At 45.2% G+C, this 12,075-nt stretch carries 18 protein-coding genes and 1 pseudogene; 10 read left to right on the forward strand and 9 right to left on the reverse strand.

The window, feature by feature from the left end; genetic code table 11:
* Window positions 1–73 precede the first annotated feature (73 nt).
* Together KWJ01_RS00375 and KWJ01_RS00380 are read left to right on the forward strand one after the other, a co-directional pair.
* Window positions 74–382 carry a transposase gene (locus tag KWJ01_RS00375; RefSeq protein ID WP_224994285.1) on the forward strand — a complete coding sequence of 103 codons (309 nt, stop codon included), beginning with the start codon at window positions 74–76 and terminating at the stop codon, window positions 380–382.
* On the forward strand, window positions 379–1,305 hold the full coding sequence (locus KWJ01_RS00380) for an IS3 family transposase (protein WP_224994286.1): 927 nt from the start codon (window positions 379–381) through the stop codon (window positions 1,303–1,305). The genes KWJ01_RS00375 and KWJ01_RS00380 overlap by 4 nt, the downstream gene beginning before the upstream one ends.
* A 311-nt stretch (window positions 1,306–1,616) precedes the next feature.
* On the opposite strand, the gene KWJ01_RS00385 is transcribed toward KWJ01_RS00380, so the two are convergent.
* The gene (locus KWJ01_RS00385; protein WP_224994287.1) at window positions 1,617–2,276 is read right to left on the reverse strand and encodes a recombinase family protein; all 660 of its coding nucleotides are present in this window, start codon (window positions 2,274–2,276) and stop codon (window positions 1,617–1,619) included.
* A 224-nt stretch (window positions 2,277–2,500) separates the two neighbouring features.
* On the opposite strand from KWJ01_RS00385, the gene KWJ01_RS00390 reads away from it, so the two are divergent.
* The 4 genes from KWJ01_RS00390 to KWJ01_RS00405 all read left to right on the forward strand — a co-directional run bounded on the left by KWJ01_RS00390 (window position 2,501) and on the right by KWJ01_RS00405 (window position 4,539).
* The gene (locus tag KWJ01_RS00390) at window positions 2,501–2,806 is read left to right on the forward strand and encodes a type II toxin-antitoxin system HigB family toxin (protein ID WP_224994288.1); all 306 of its coding nucleotides are present in this window, start codon (window positions 2,501–2,503) and stop codon (window positions 2,804–2,806) included.
* A 10-nt stretch (window positions 2,807–2,816) separates the two neighbouring features.
* On the forward strand, window positions 2,817–3,281 hold the full coding sequence (locus KWJ01_RS00395) for a type II toxin-antitoxin system HigA family antitoxin (RefSeq protein ID WP_370634613.1): 465 nt from the start codon (window positions 2,817–2,819) through the stop codon (window positions 3,279–3,281).
* 563 nt (window positions 3,282–3,844) lie between these two features.
* Entirely contained in the window at window positions 3,845–4,372 is a 528-nt protein-coding gene (locus tag KWJ01_RS00400) for a hypothetical protein (RefSeq protein ID WP_224994289.1), read from the forward strand.
* A gap of 2 nt (window positions 4,373–4,374) precedes the next feature.
* On the forward strand, window positions 4,375–4,539 hold the full coding sequence (locus KWJ01_RS00405) for a hypothetical protein (protein ID WP_224994290.1): 165 nt from the start codon (window positions 4,375–4,377) through the stop codon (window positions 4,537–4,539).
* A 58-nt stretch (window positions 4,540–4,597) separates the two neighbouring features.
* On the opposite strand, the gene KWJ01_RS00410 is transcribed toward KWJ01_RS00405, so the two are convergent.
* From KWJ01_RS00410 to KWJ01_RS00425, 5 genes and pseudogenes are all read right to left on the reverse strand, one after another.
* Window positions 4,598–4,762: a hypothetical protein gene (locus KWJ01_RS00410; RefSeq protein ID WP_224994291.1), complete on the reverse strand. Its 165-nt coding sequence runs from the start codon at window positions 4,760–4,762 to the stop codon at window positions 4,598–4,600.
* 48 nt (window positions 4,763–4,810) lie between these two features.
* A complete protein-coding gene (locus KWJ01_RS00415) occupies window positions 4,811–6,016 on the reverse strand; it encodes an IS91 family transposase (RefSeq protein ID WP_224994292.1) in 1,206 nt (401 codons plus the stop codon).
* A complete protein-coding gene (locus tag KWJ01_RS28175) occupies window positions 6,006–6,152 on the reverse strand; it encodes a tyrosine-type recombinase/integrase (protein WP_370634614.1) in 147 nt (48 codons plus the stop codon). The genes KWJ01_RS00415 and KWJ01_RS28175 overlap by 11 nt, the downstream gene beginning before the upstream one ends.
* 40 nt (window positions 6,153–6,192) lie before the next feature.
* Window positions 6,193–6,615 (reverse strand): annotated as a pseudogene (locus KWJ01_RS00420) (tyrosine-type recombinase/integrase); the annotation flags it as partial.
* A gap of 109 nt (window positions 6,616–6,724) precedes the next feature.
* On the reverse strand, window positions 6,725–6,934 hold the full coding sequence (locus KWJ01_RS00425) for a hypothetical protein (RefSeq protein WP_224994293.1): 210 nt from the start codon (window positions 6,932–6,934) through the stop codon (window positions 6,725–6,727).
* A 1,184-nt stretch (window positions 6,935–8,118) separates the two neighbouring features.
* Here KWJ01_RS00425 and KWJ01_RS00430 point away from each other — a divergent pair.
* Window positions 8,119–8,346 carry a UPF0175 family protein gene (locus KWJ01_RS00430; protein WP_061987036.1) on the forward strand — a complete coding sequence of 76 codons (228 nt, stop codon included), beginning with the start codon at window positions 8,119–8,121 and terminating at the stop codon, window positions 8,344–8,346.
* The gene (locus KWJ01_RS00435; protein WP_224994294.1) at window positions 8,339–8,794 is read left to right on the forward strand and encodes a DUF3368 domain-containing protein; all 456 of its coding nucleotides are present in this window, start codon (window positions 8,339–8,341) and stop codon (window positions 8,792–8,794) included. Before KWJ01_RS00430 ends, KWJ01_RS00435 begins: the two co-directional genes overlap by 8 nt.
* Window positions 8,795–8,869: 75 nt before the next feature.
* Here the strand turns inward: KWJ01_RS00435 and KWJ01_RS00440 are convergent, their stop codons facing one another.
* From KWJ01_RS00440 to KWJ01_RS00450, 3 genes are read right to left on the reverse strand one after another with little or no spacing between them, the layout of a single operon-like run.
* On the reverse strand, window positions 8,870–9,592 hold the full coding sequence (locus tag KWJ01_RS00440) for a transposase (RefSeq protein WP_224994295.1): 723 nt from the start codon (window positions 9,590–9,592) through the stop codon (window positions 8,870–8,872).
* Window positions 9,525–10,016: a hypothetical protein gene (locus KWJ01_RS00445; protein ID WP_224994296.1), complete on the reverse strand. Its 492-nt coding sequence runs from the start codon at window positions 10,014–10,016 to the stop codon at window positions 9,525–9,527. The genes KWJ01_RS00440 and KWJ01_RS00445 overlap by 68 nt, the downstream gene beginning before the upstream one ends.
* Window positions 10,001–10,255 (reverse strand): transposase, encoded by a 255-nt coding sequence (locus tag KWJ01_RS00450; RefSeq protein WP_224994297.1) that lies wholly within the window; start codon window positions 10,253–10,255, stop codon window positions 10,001–10,003. Before KWJ01_RS00450 ends, KWJ01_RS00445 begins: the two co-directional genes overlap by 16 nt.
* 279 nt (window positions 10,256–10,534) lie before the next feature.
* On the opposite strand from KWJ01_RS00450, the gene KWJ01_RS00455 reads away from it, so the two are divergent.
* Window positions 10,535–10,852 (forward strand): type II toxin-antitoxin system RelE/ParE family toxin, encoded by a 318-nt coding sequence (locus KWJ01_RS00455; RefSeq protein WP_255650976.1) that lies wholly within the window; start codon window positions 10,535–10,537, stop codon window positions 10,850–10,852.
* On the forward strand, window positions 10,849–11,160 hold the full coding sequence (locus KWJ01_RS00460) for a helix-turn-helix domain-containing protein (RefSeq protein WP_224994298.1): 312 nt from the start codon (window positions 10,849–10,851) through the stop codon (window positions 11,158–11,160). The genes KWJ01_RS00455 and KWJ01_RS00460 overlap by 4 nt, the downstream gene beginning before the upstream one ends.
* Window positions 11,161–12,075 lie beyond the last annotated feature (915 nt).

A 12,075-nucleotide genomic window follows, 5' to 3' on the forward strand; every position in this document is an offset into this window, starting at 1 on the left:
CATTCCACTTCTTAGCCCCCTAAATAACTGGACCAAAGATTCTACAAGTTAAACTCCTTAACTTGTAAGAGCAATGAAAAGAAGACACTGGACAGCAGACGAGAAACTAAAGATCCTATTAGAGGCAGAAAAGGAAGGCATTACGGCCACTATCCGCAAGCATGGCATCTACAGCAATACTTTCTACCAATGGAAGGAAAAGTATGATACTTGCGGCAAAGATGCTCTTGCCAGCAAGCACTACAAGATTGACCCAGAAGTAAAACGCCTGCAAAGAGAGAACCAGCAGCTTAAAGAGATGCTGGCTGAAAGAGAGCTGGCCCTGCGCATCAAAGAAGAGCTTCTAAAAAAAAGCACTGCCAGAAAGGGTACAGGATCATGATTGCTAAAGATTTCATTCAGCAGGGCTACCCGCTCTACAAGGTGCTGCCATTATGTGGCTTGAGCAAAAGCTCCTATTATTTTCTTCCTTTTGGTGGTAAGAGAGGCAGAAAAGCCAGCACCCACACCCTTAGCAAAGAAGGCATCCTTTATAGCAACGAATATGTGCTGGAGCGCATCAAATGGCTCCTGAACCAGGAGTTCGTGGACTATGGCTATAATAAGGTAACCGACTGGCTCCGAGACAGCGAAGGTTTGGTGATCAACCAGAAAAAGGTATACCGGCTCATGAAAGAGGCTCGTCTGCTTAGTAACCGAATCAGAAGAGATAAACGTGGCAAGCGTATTGCTCAGGATCTCCTTCCTAATCCTTCTGTTCCTTTTGAGTGCCTGCAGACCGATATCAAGTATATTTACATTCATGGCCAGCACAGAAATGCTCTGCTGATCACTGTTCTGGATGTGTTTTCTCGTGGTGTTTTAGGCTACAGGCTTGAATGGAGCATCACCAAGCACCAGGTGATCGACCTGATGAAAGAAGTGCTCCACCACTACCAGATGCCAGAGAAAGTAAGCCTGAGAACGGATAACGGCAGCCAATTCGAGGCAGGCTTGTTTCGGGAATATCTAAAAGAAATGTCAGTAGATCATGAATTCACTCATGTGGCCACACCGCAGGAAAACTGCTATATAGAATCCTTTCACTCCATAGTAGAGAGTGCGGTATGTGCAAAATATGAATTTGAGAACTTGGCTGAAGCCAAAGATGCCTTCAATAGGTTCATGAACTTCTACAACCAGGAAAGGCTGCACGGAAGCCTGGATAATCTTTCACCAAACCAATTCCTTGAAGGCAAAAAGTACACCCAAAAATTAAGAACTTTACCCAGCCAACAACCGCTGGTAACAAACTCAAATTTCTAAACACACTTGTAGAATCCTCTTCCTATTTTTAGGGGGTTAGGGCAGTACATGATTTACTTTCTACTCAGTTAGGTTTGTGCCGAATCTATATTACACATAAACATTCGTTAAAGTGTAATGTAACTATTCCAATACACCTTCTACTGTCGCCAGTTTTAGGCAGCTTGGGCTGAAAAGCTACTACTCAATGTTTCCTCTGTCAGGCAAGAGAAAGTGGTTTCAGTTAATACATTATTTCTCTAAAAATGAAACTTTACCCAAATAGGAGCGCTTGAGACAGCTAAATGACTGATAAATAAATACTTTATTGTTTAGCAGTAGTTGTTCTCCAGAAGTCGCTTAATAGAGGTAGCATGATAGCTTTTGCCATACCGGGTTGTGTATCCCAGCTGGTTTAGCCTATTGGCAATGTACCGAAGGGATACACCATCTCTCTTAAGTAAGCGTGCCATCTCCCCTGCCTTGATGTTATGCTCATTGGTGCGTGCATTTTTTATGATAGCCTCTACTCCTTTTTCCCTTGCTTCCAGTGTTAAGTTCTTTGGATTGCCCAGTATAAAGCCCTGGGCCTTTTTACTCTCCAGAGCGGACCTAGTACGTTCCGAAATCATCTTTCTTTCTTTTTCTGCCAGAGCGGCAAACAGGTGCACCGTGAAGTGATCTGCCTCGGGTAGATCGCAGGCTTTGAAATGCACTCTGGATTCCAAGAGGGAAGAAATAAAAAACACGTTCCTACTCAGGCGGTCCAGCTTAGCTATCACCAGGAGTGCTTGCTGCTGTTTGGCATAAGTAATGGCTTTCATCAGTTCCGGCCTTGAGTTGTTCTTGCCTGACTCCACATCAGTAAACTCCCCCAATATTTCTCCTTCCCGGCAGAACTGCTCAACGGTTCTTCTTTGGGCTTCAAGTCCAAGTCCGGACTGCCCCTGCTTCTGGGTCGACACCCGATAATAGGCAACGTACTTCTTCATCCGGGAGTAAAAGTAGCAAAATTCTTGAGGTGTTACAATTCTTGAACGAGCGTTTAAGAATTGTAACACTCGATTACTTTGTTTACAATTCGTAAACTTTCATTACTCTTGTTTACAAAACGTAAACTAATTTTGCTTATGTTTGCAATATGTAAACTTTGTAGATGGAGTTTACGTTTTGTAAACAATTGATAATAGAAAACCAAAACAGGAGAACCGTAGAAATGAAGAACATTGTTGCCGTTGGCAACATCAGAGCATTCTACCTAAAGCATCCGGACTCGAAGGAATCATTGGTGACATGGTTGGACGTGACAAGGAAAGCGCAGTGGAAGACTCCCCATGATGTGAAGCAGAGTTTTAACAGTGCTGACCCGATAGCGAATAGCCGAGTAGTCTTCAACATTGCAAGAAATAAGTACAAGCTGATTGCCAAAATTAATTATCAGATGCAGTGGGTGTTTATTTGCTTTATAGGCACTCACCAGGAATATGATCAAATAGATGCAACAACTATTTGCATCTACTGACCATAGAAACATGAAGAAGAGCCCCCGGCAGCAGGTCGAGGGTATTAACCGAACTACTAACCACATTTTTAATTTACAAATCAACATGGTTACTGTAAATGCTATTCATACCGAACAAGACTATAAAGCAGCTCTTAAAAGATTAAATGAAATCTTTGATGCTCAACCAGGTTCCGCAGAGGGTGAAGAAGCAGAAGTATTAGTTTTATTGATTGAGAAATACGAAGCTGAACATTTCCCTGTAGAATATCCTGATCCTATTGAAGCAATCAAGATTCGCATGGAAGAGCTGGGATTACAGGACAAGGATCTCGTTGAGGCGATGGGCAATAAAAGCTCCGTGAGTTTAGTGCTAAATCGCAAAAGACCGCTTACGCTGGATATGATCCGGAATCTCTCTAAATTACTAGGGCTCTCTGTTGAGCTGCTAATTCAGCCTTATGAACTTAATGCTGATAAGCTGCAGCATGCTTAAAGGGAATTGCCAAAATTGAACCCAGCTAATTAACTGGGATTTTTAAATAATATTTGTAATTGGTTTTTCCTTATCAATTGAACCTACTGCTAAAAAGGAGGTTAAATATGCTTTAGAAGGTGTATATAATATAGTAAAGACTCGGAAAATTAGTGTTGCTAGAAAGCGAAAAAAGCTGTGTAGTTCATAGCCAGTCCTACGCACCCTTGCCTATGTGTTGGTAAACGTCTTAAACGTTTATGAATGGTTATTACAACCGAAGGGCACAAAAGAAGTGGCTCCTTTCGGAAAGGTTCAAAATCAAATACTTGTATTGATTTATAGCCAAATTAAGGCTTGTTATATTAAAAATGCCTTTCAAACAGTCCAAAAGCTTATGCTTTCACTCGCGACCATATCTACCTACTCACCTTTAGCTCCTTTTCATGGCTTAGATTTGAACCAAACAAATGCTATGTTAATACTCAAACCATAGCAGATAAGATGCACCTGGTGTGTTTTTAAAGGAGTTGGGCTTAATGCAAGTCCGAGGTTATTTCCATGGTCTTTTGTAACTTCATCGGATGAAGCAAAAGAAATCAAGTGCTGTAGAAATTGAAGTTGACCGCCTTACGAATTCCATTGAGAATAGCTTTACGGGAGAGGTATTTGATACTGCTGTCATCCAGCTCAAACAATCGGACAATAAGCTGGTAAAGGGAACAGAGTGGGTTTTCGATTGGTTAACTGAAATAAAGGATAGCAGCAAAGAGATTTATAAGCTGACCACTATCAACAACCCGAAAATCATACACGGCCTCTTGAGCATTGAAGATAAGGCAGATCACATATTCATTCACCTGATCGAAAGCTCAAACTTCAATAAGGGAGCCAATAAAGTATATGTTGGTGTTGCTGGCAATTTATTTGCTTTTGCTTGTAAGCTATCCTTTGATAGGGGCTATGATGGATATGTTGCCTTTGACTCCAAAACTTCGCTGATTAAGCACTATGAGAAAACCATAGGTGCGACGCATTTTAGAGGAAAAAGGATGTTCATCGATACACCCAGTGCAGAAAAGCTTGTGCAGAGATACTTTAAAACGAAATAATCATGGGACTAATAAAAGAACCTAAAGGCGTAGACTTCACCGTAGAATCCGAACCATGGACTGAAAAAGAATTGGCGGATTTCAGAAAGCTGATGAAAGAGAAAAAGCAGCAGCGGGAGAGAGAAAAAAAGAAAACACTAAGCCCAACAATTAGAACTCAAAATTAAGTGGGCCCGGGGGGCTCCCACTAATTTTTTCTAACTGTTGCACTAAGCCGCTGGTGCGTTAAGGGCGGAAGGCTGCCAGTCCACTTTTGCCCCTGTGTAATTTCAATCTTTGGTGTTTGGCCCAGGCTGCAGGATTAGCGGGATGTTTTTGCTGACGATCCTTCTTTTTCTTCATCCTTTTGGCTGTTTTAGCCTCTTTTTCCTGTGCTGATTTGCTGATCATTTATGGTGTAGGCATAGAGTTGCCAGGCCTCCTTGTCCGGAAGCTTTTTTAGTGCCCGATTCTCCTTTTCAGCTGGGTGTCTACCGCTGGTTTTGAGGGTGATCCTCTGGTGGGCGGCAGTAGTTTTACAATGACCAGGTTGCCCTCTTTACAACTTTTGCACTGGTAGATGTTCTGCTGCAGTGTCTTTTCTATTACCTGCTGCAGGCTTAGCTTTTGGAGCTTTTGCTTTTGCTTCTGCCCCAGGGCTTTTCTTACCAGGGCCAGCTTTTCCTTTTTTACCCTGGTGCTAAAGAGGCCATAGTGGCGGATCTTAACAAAGCCCCTCGGCAGGATATGCTGCTTAAAGCGAAGCAGGAACTCCTTTACCGGTAGGCTCATCACCCGTTTTACATCCCCCTTTGCTCTGTCGCGGTAGCTAAAGGTGATTTGCCCCTGATCAAGCTTTAGCAGGCGGTAGTTAGAAACGGCTATTTTGTGGGTGTATCTACCCAGGTACTCCAGCACTGATTCTTTCCCCTTAAAGCCTGGCTTGCTGTTTACTACCCAGGGCTTTTCCTTAAGCTGTTTGAGGAACCAGTCGAAGTTTGCTTTGGTGATGCCCCTGCTAAGCTTAAGCCTGCTTTTAAGCTCGCGCAGCCCCTGGCAGAACTTGCCCCTGAACACCTGGCTAAGGGCTTTGACAGAAAACAGGAACTTTCCAGATGCTGCTTTCCACTTGCCATCAGCGATAAGTACTCCTGCGGGAACAATGCAGTGCAGGTGGGGGTGGTACTCCATCTTCTGGGTCCAGGTGTGCAGAATGCTGATGGTGCCAATCTGTGCCTCTAGCCTGCTTCTTTCATCGCTGGCAAAAGACAGCAGCGTGTCCCACATACATGAAAAGAGCAGGTTGTAAAGCAGCTTTTCGTTTAGCTTGAACAGCGCTCTTAGCTGGGAGGGTATAGTAAAGGTTACATGGTGATGGGGCACATCAAAGAGATCATACTCCCTCTCCAGCAGCCACCTTTCCCGGTTGGCTCCCTGGCACATAGGGCAGTGGCGGTTGCCACAGCTGTTGTAGTGTGCCTTTACTTCCCCACAGCTATCGCAGGCCTGCCAGTGTCCGCCAAGGGTAGCGGTTCTGCAGGCCTTAAGGGCAGAAAGGATCCTTAGCTCATAGCTGTTTACCAGGCCCTGCTGACATAGTTCGTCCAGCTGCTCTGCCAGCACTTGCTGTAGTGTAACAGCAGGTGTTGCTAGTTTACTGCTCAAGGGAGTCCAGGGGAGAGAAGGTGCCTTTGAGCGGCACCTCGCTTACATGCAGGTAGATCATGGTGGTCTGGATGGAGGAGTGCCCCAGCAGCTGTTGCAGGCTGCGCAGGTTCATGCCATCCTCCAGGGAGGGCATGAGAGGCAAATGAATGCCTAAGCGTGTGCAGGCTTACTGCTTTTTTGATGCCACTCTTTTTCAGGGCTCCCTGCATGATGTAGCGCAGGAGTTCTGGGCTCATGGGCTCTCCTTTTTTCTGGCCGTTGAACAGGTAGTCTTTGGGCCTGCAGGCTCTGAAGTAGTCTCTTAGCTCTGGGAGCAACTTTTGGCTAAGCACGGTGTAGCGGTCTTTGCCGCCCTTTCCCCGCTTGATTTTGAGTCGGCACTTGCCATCCTGGGTTTCTACATCTTCTATGCGTAGCTTCACGAGTTCACTTCTGCGCAGGCCGCTGCCATAGCAAAGGCGCAGGATCACCCGGTGCTTCGGATTTGGGGCAGCATCAAAAAGGCGCAGCAGCTCTTTTCTGCTCAAGACCTGGGGCAGGGACTTTTCTTCTTTAGGATAAGGAATGGAAGCAGCCAGGATTTCATTATCAGCCATTTCCCGGAAGAAGTACTTCAGGGCCGCCACATCCAGCTTTATCTTTGCCCAGCTTAGGTCCTTGTCCTTTAAAAAGTGCAGGTAGTCCAGGATCTGGTCTGTTTCTAGTTCAGTGGGAAGAGCTCCAGAACAGGCTGATGTCGCGCACTGCCCTGCGGTAGGTAGCCGTGGTGCTTTTGCTAGAGTAGCTGATGGATACTCTTTTGGTGAAGCTTGAAAGCAGAGGGGAAAGACCTGCTACCTGTGAAATGTTGGCTTCATTGAAAGCCAGGGGCTGCAGGTCTGCTGCTGTGGATTGTGGTTGTTGCTTAGATTTCATACCATCTTTATTTTGGTTATGAAATCTTATACCTATTTTGAAGCAGTGTCTCTTGCTTCAAAGCAGTGCCACTTGGAATACATTGAACCTCTACCGCTGTAAGCGGTTTAGTTCAACAACAGAATAAAGCAAATGCCCCAACAGCATTCAGCCATTGATAGTGCAGGAAGCAATTTTTGCGTACATTCAGCAAAGGCCGGTGAAGGGCATCTGCTTTATTCAATGAACGTGTGTGTCTTGAACCGACTCCTGCTCATGTAGGAGAAGGATGCTGTACAAAAGATGGAAGGCTTTTCTTTTGAAGGAGCTACAAGTGCGGAAGCCGAGTGAACTGGCTGGCCGACTTGCTTTCAGAAGAAGAGGATTTGGACTTCCGCAGACGCCCGTCAGGGGGAGTTTGCAAACCACCTTATGCTGCTGAAGGAGTAACTGCCTTTGGTGGTGAACGATAAGGAAAAACGGGAACAGAGATTCCTGTAGGTGCGTGTTGAGGAGCTGAATAAATTGAACCACCTAAGAAGCCTCGTTAGGATTAAAGTAATGTCGAAAGCAGGTGCTACGTCTACATCTGTGAAGGGAGTGTGAAGGATGTCCTGATTTCTGATCACATGGCATTCGGGCTGGGCGCCCCCGGGTAAAGGTGGCAGGAATGCAGCACAGGCTTTTGTTCGGAACAAGATCGGACCGCCGAAGCGGAAGCCACTATTGCACTGTTAACTGAAGAAGGAAGCAGTCACACAAGGATAGTGTGAGATAGTGGTGGCAGATCAGGCCGTAGTAGCGAGGAAGGCTCTGTAATGGAGCTGGAGTGAAGGACCTGACTTGTTTAGTTTCGGCTATGTAACAACCAGAAATGGGACGATTAGACAGCTAGAAACAGATCACTGCCATTACCTGAAAAGGTACTGGTACATCCAAAATGTTACTACATTAGTGATTAAACAAGAAGAGCCGTATGAAGGGAGCGGGCCCCGCCGGGACTTTCACGTACGGTTCCGTGAGAACGCGAGGGTGAAATTCCCCTGCGTGACTCGATTATGCCCAAGCAAAACAGCAGCTTCGGGAAAGGGTGGTGGTAAGCTTCCTGCTTACCATAGAAGGACTCTCACTCAAACATAGTGCACAAGTCAAATAGAAACTAAAGTTCGTATATTAGGATTATGAATGTTAAAAGACATTAGCTCATGCGGACAGTAAGTTTAAATATACCGGACAACATAGATATCAATGAACCGGAGCTGAAGATCATATTAGCTGGTGAACTCTATGAAAGAGAAAGGCTATCTCTTGGGCAGGCGGCTGATTTGGCTGGACTTTCCAAAAGGGCTTTTATAGAAATACTGGGTAAGTTCGGATTTTCAATATTCAGTCAGTCCGAAGAGGATCTACTATCGGATATAGAAAATGCCTGACCTGATTATTTGTGATACAAGCTGCTTGATACTCTTTGATAAAATCAATCAGCTTGATCTTCTTCGACTGTGTTACAATACAATTTATGTGACACCAGAAGTTGCTGCGGAATATGGTAAGCAACTGCCGGACTGGGTTCTTAGCAGGAAAGTTGCAAATCAGTCGCATCAACGTATCCTTGAACAAATACTTGGAGTAGGTGAATCCAGTGCAATTGCTTTGGGCGTTGAGTTACCACAATCAACAGTAGTAATTGATGATTTGAAAGCAAGGAAGGTTGCAAAGTCTTTAAATCTTCAGATAACTGGCAGTTTAGGCATTTTGGTTAAAGCCAAGCAAAAAGGACATATAGATCAACTGGCACCGGTGCTTGATGATGTACAGCAGACTGATTTTAGAATATCTGAAAAAATTCTAACAAAAATATTAAGCCTGGTGGGCGAATAAACAAATGAAAGCCTGGGCGTAACAACAGTAGCTGTTACACAACTCGCTGAAAAAGTAGGCTGATCGTTGATTTTTTTAACACCAGCTACTTCTAAATTTTCCAGTCAGATCAAATTTCACCACAAACAGCCAAAAAAGAGTATTTATAGCCCCCACTGGGGCTATTAGCGCTGCTGTTTTTCTTCTGCTCTGGCAGAAGTTGATCCATTTCTTGAGGTTATAGGCAGCAGCTGCCATGAGCATCTTTTTATCAGCTGAAAGGATGCCCCTGGTGTTGATTTTTGACAGGCCCATGTAGTTGATCAGGGTGCCGAATACTGGCTCCACCGTTGATGATCGTTTTTTCTTCATCCACCTGGCTCTTCTGGAATCCAGCCTTTCTATAGCTCTTTCATATTCTTCTCTGTAGTAGGTGATGTCGATTTTCTTTTCTTTCTGCTCTTTACCCAGGCAGGAGTCTTTCAAGGGGCAGCCTTTGCAGTCACTTCTGGTGGTGAAGTACTGGCGCTGGAGGCTGTCTTGAGCCGATCGTTTGATCTTTCTAAAGGTGGCTTTCTTGCCCTGGGGGCATATCCACACATCCTCTTCCTTATCATAAGTAAAACCTTCAGGACCTCCTTTGTAGGTGCCATGTACAGGAATATAGGCCTGGATGTTTAGCTTCTCCAAAAGGGCATAGTTTTCTCCCGAGCAATAAGCTCCATCAGCTAAAAGAGCTTTCAAGCCAAGCTCAAAGGATTGGAGTCTCTCTTTGGTTTCCTGCAGTATCCTGGGCAGACACTGGCTGTCGCGTTCCATGTCGGTTCTGATCAGAGAGATCAGCCTGGGTGTGTACAATAACATGATGGGAGGTATCGACTGCTAACTGGTTGAAGTAGCAGAGCTGCCTTCTTTTGCCGGGCTTTACGGCTATTCTGGCATCAGGGTCTACGGGTGAGTAATGGGTTTTATTGGAGGTGAAGCGGGCCTGCTTTAAGCTGCCAGCAGGAGAAGTAAACTGCTTGTGGTGCCAGTTCTCCTGCCTGCTTTCTAGTTCCTGGAGCTCTTCTTTTGATGCAGTGATAGTTTGCTCTTCAAGGCTGGCTATGTTTTCTTTTGCTTTACGTCTGGCAGTGGAGATCACCGGCCTTGCTTTCTGTAGCTCCTTTCCCAGTTCTTCCTGGGCTACTTTTAGCTCCAGCGAATCCATGGAAGCGTTGGCTTTGATCAGGGCAGAGTCCACTGCTGCAACGGAACCTGTTCCACAGCGGCAGCTACCATACCTGATTCTACACAAAGGGAGAGAATGTGGTTGAATAGCTTGTTGAAGATGGGCCTGGGAAGTAGCTTTCTGGTACGGCAAAGCGTGGAGTGGCAGGGAAGCTCTTCGCCTATGTTATAACCCAGAAAGTAGAGAAGATCCAGTCTTAAGCTGCACACTTCCAGCAGCTTTCTGTCAACAAAATTATGCCGCCCCTGCATTGCCTTGAATGTTTGTCCCTTAGCTTAACTACAGCTATTTTGGCAGTGTTGTGCAACAGCCACAACAGAATAAAGCAAGCTCCCCCAGCGCATTCAGCCATTGACAATGCTATTGTCTACCTTTGCGTGGGCATAGCAAAGGCCGGTGAAGGTCGCCTGCTTTATTCAGCGCACGTTGCCCACAATTGAAGATCGTTTGTTTACATTTAACGAAACTTTTTAGTATCTTGGTCTGTATCTATATATGTAAACTAAATTAATCAGAAATTCGAAGTTGGCCTGCTCGAGGAGGCTTTTGAATTCTTACAATCTCTGGACTTAAAGCATCGGGCAAAGATACTTCAGAATGTGCGTCGCGCGCAGTTTCACCATGATCCGAAGCTCTTTAAGAAACTGAACGAGGAGATCTGGGAGTTTAGAACGCTTTATGCCGGACTTCAATATCGACTACTGGCTTTCTGGGATAAAACTGATAAGAAGCAAACGCTGGTACTTGCTACACATGGATTTATCAAGAAGACCAGCAAGGTGGACAGAAAAGAAATTGATAAAGCAGAACGCATCCGACAGGTTTATTTTAAAAACAAAGGATTATGAAAAAGTACTCTTTAGATGAAGCAGAAGATAAGCTGATTGGGTTAAAGGGAACTCCTGCTCGTGATCAGTATGAGTTTGAGCTAAAACTCGAGCTTATTGGCGATATGATCAAAGCTGCCAGAAAAGAAAGGAATCTGACCCAGGAACAGCTCGGACAGTTAATCGGAGTTAAAAAAGCTCAAGTATCCAGACTAGAGAACAATGCCAGCAATGTGACCATAGATACGATATTAAAGGTCTTCAAAGCTCTTGAAGCAAAAGTAAACTTCAAAGTAGAGCTTTTAGATAGGCAGGTGAAAGTAGCATAATAATAAACTGTGGGCAACAACAGAATAAAGCAACCGCCCCGCCAGCATGGTTGCCATTGACAGTGCAGGCAAAAATCTTTGCGTACTCTGAGCAGAGGTCAGTGAATGGGCTGCTGCTTTATCAATGAACGTGTGTGTCTTGAACCGACTCCTACAATAGTGGGGGAAGGATGCTGTACAAAAGATGGAAGGCTTTTCTTTTGAGAGAGCCACAAGTGCGGAAGCCGAGCGAAAGGGCTGGCCGACCTGCTTTCAGAAGAAGAGGATTGGACTTCCGCAGACGCCCGTCAGGGGGAGTCTGCAAACCACCTTATGCTGCTGGAGGAGTAATTGTCTCTGGTGGTAAACGATAAGGAAAAACGGGAACAGAGATTCCTGTAGGTGTGTGTTGAGGAGCTGAATAAATGGGGACGCCCAGTCTGAACCACCTAAGAAGCCTCGTTAGGATATAAAGTAATGTCGAAAGTAAGTACTACGTCCGCACCTGTGACAAGCATGAAGGGTGACCTGATTACTGATCATGCGGCATTCGGGCTGGGCGCCCCCGGGTAAAGGTGGCAGGAATGCAGCACAGGCTTATGGAAGTTTATCCCGCTTATTGCGGGAGAACAAGAGAAGCAAATATCGCACTGTTAACCCTCTTTGAAGGGGAAGCAGTCATACCAGGATAGTATGAGATAGTGGTGGCGGACTAGATCGTAGTAGTGATGAAGGCTCTGTAATGGAGCTGGAGCGAAGGGTCTGGCTTGTTTAGTTTCAGCTATGATACAACTAGCAATGGGATGATTGAATAGCTAGAAACAGATCACTGCCATTACCTGAAAAGGTACTGGCACATCCAAAATGTTACTACATTAGTGATTAAACAAGAAGAGCCGTATGAAGGGAGCGGGCCCCGCCGGGACTTTCACGTAC

Origin of the sequence: Cesiribacter sp. SM1, from assembly GCF_020178975.1 — a bacterium.
Taxonomy (GTDB): Bacteria; Bacteroidota; Bacteroidia; order Cytophagales; family Cyclobacteriaceae; genus Cesiribacter.

What these genes read in the sequence shown, in the direction of transcription:
- KWJ01_RS00390 (WP_224994288.1), top strand. Translation starts at nt 2,501, where the DNA reads ATGAAGAACATTGTTGCCGTTGGCAACATCAGAGCATTCTACCTAAAG.
- KWJ01_RS00385 (WP_224994287.1), bottom strand. Translation starts at nt 2,276, where the DNA reads ATGAAGAAGTACGTTGCCTATTATCGGGTGTCGACCCAGAAGCAGGGG.
- KWJ01_RS00435 (WP_224994294.1), top strand. Translation starts at nt 8,339, where the DNA reads ATGCCTGACCTGATTATTTGTGATACAAGCTGCTTGATACTCTTTGAT.
- KWJ01_RS28175 (WP_370634614.1), bottom strand. Translation starts at nt 6,152, where the DNA reads ATGCCCTCCCTGGAGGATGGCATGAACCTGCGCAGCCTGCAACAGCTG.
- KWJ01_RS00405 (WP_224994290.1), top strand. Translation starts at nt 4,375, where the DNA reads ATGGGACTAATAAAAGAACCTAAAGGCGTAGACTTCACCGTAGAATCC.
- KWJ01_RS00400 (WP_224994289.1), top strand. Translation starts at nt 3,845, where the DNA reads ATGAAGCAAAAGAAATCAAGTGCTGTAGAAATTGAAGTTGACCGCCTT.
- KWJ01_RS00430 (WP_061987036.1), top strand. Translation starts at nt 8,119, where the DNA reads ATGCGGACAGTAAGTTTAAATATACCGGACAACATAGATATCAATGAA.
- KWJ01_RS00375 (WP_224994285.1), top strand. Translation starts at nt 74, where the DNA reads ATGAAAAGAAGACACTGGACAGCAGACGAGAAACTAAAGATCCTATTA.
- KWJ01_RS00440 (WP_224994295.1), bottom strand. Translation starts at nt 9,592, where the DNA reads ATGGAACGCGACAGCCAGTGTCTGCCCAGGATACTGCAGGAAACCAAA.
- KWJ01_RS00425 (WP_224994293.1), bottom strand. Translation starts at nt 6,934, where the DNA reads ATGAAATCTAAGCAACAACCACAATCCACAGCAGCAGACCTGCAGCCC.
- KWJ01_RS00410 (WP_224994291.1), bottom strand. Translation starts at nt 4,762, where the DNA reads ATGATCAGCAAATCAGCACAGGAAAAAGAGGCTAAAACAGCCAAAAGG.
- KWJ01_RS00460 (WP_224994298.1), top strand. Translation starts at nt 10,849, where the DNA reads ATGAAAAAGTACTCTTTAGATGAAGCAGAAGATAAGCTGATTGGGTTA.
- KWJ01_RS00450 (WP_224994297.1), bottom strand. Translation starts at nt 10,255, where the DNA reads ATGCAGGGGCGGCATAATTTTGTTGACAGAAAGCTGCTGGAAGTGTGC.
- KWJ01_RS00395 (WP_370634613.1), top strand. Translation starts at nt 2,817, where the DNA reads ATGAAGAAGAGCCCCCGGCAGCAGGTCGAGGGTATTAACCGAACTACT.
- KWJ01_RS00380 (WP_224994286.1), top strand. Translation starts at nt 379, where the DNA reads ATGATTGCTAAAGATTTCATTCAGCAGGGCTACCCGCTCTACAAGGTG.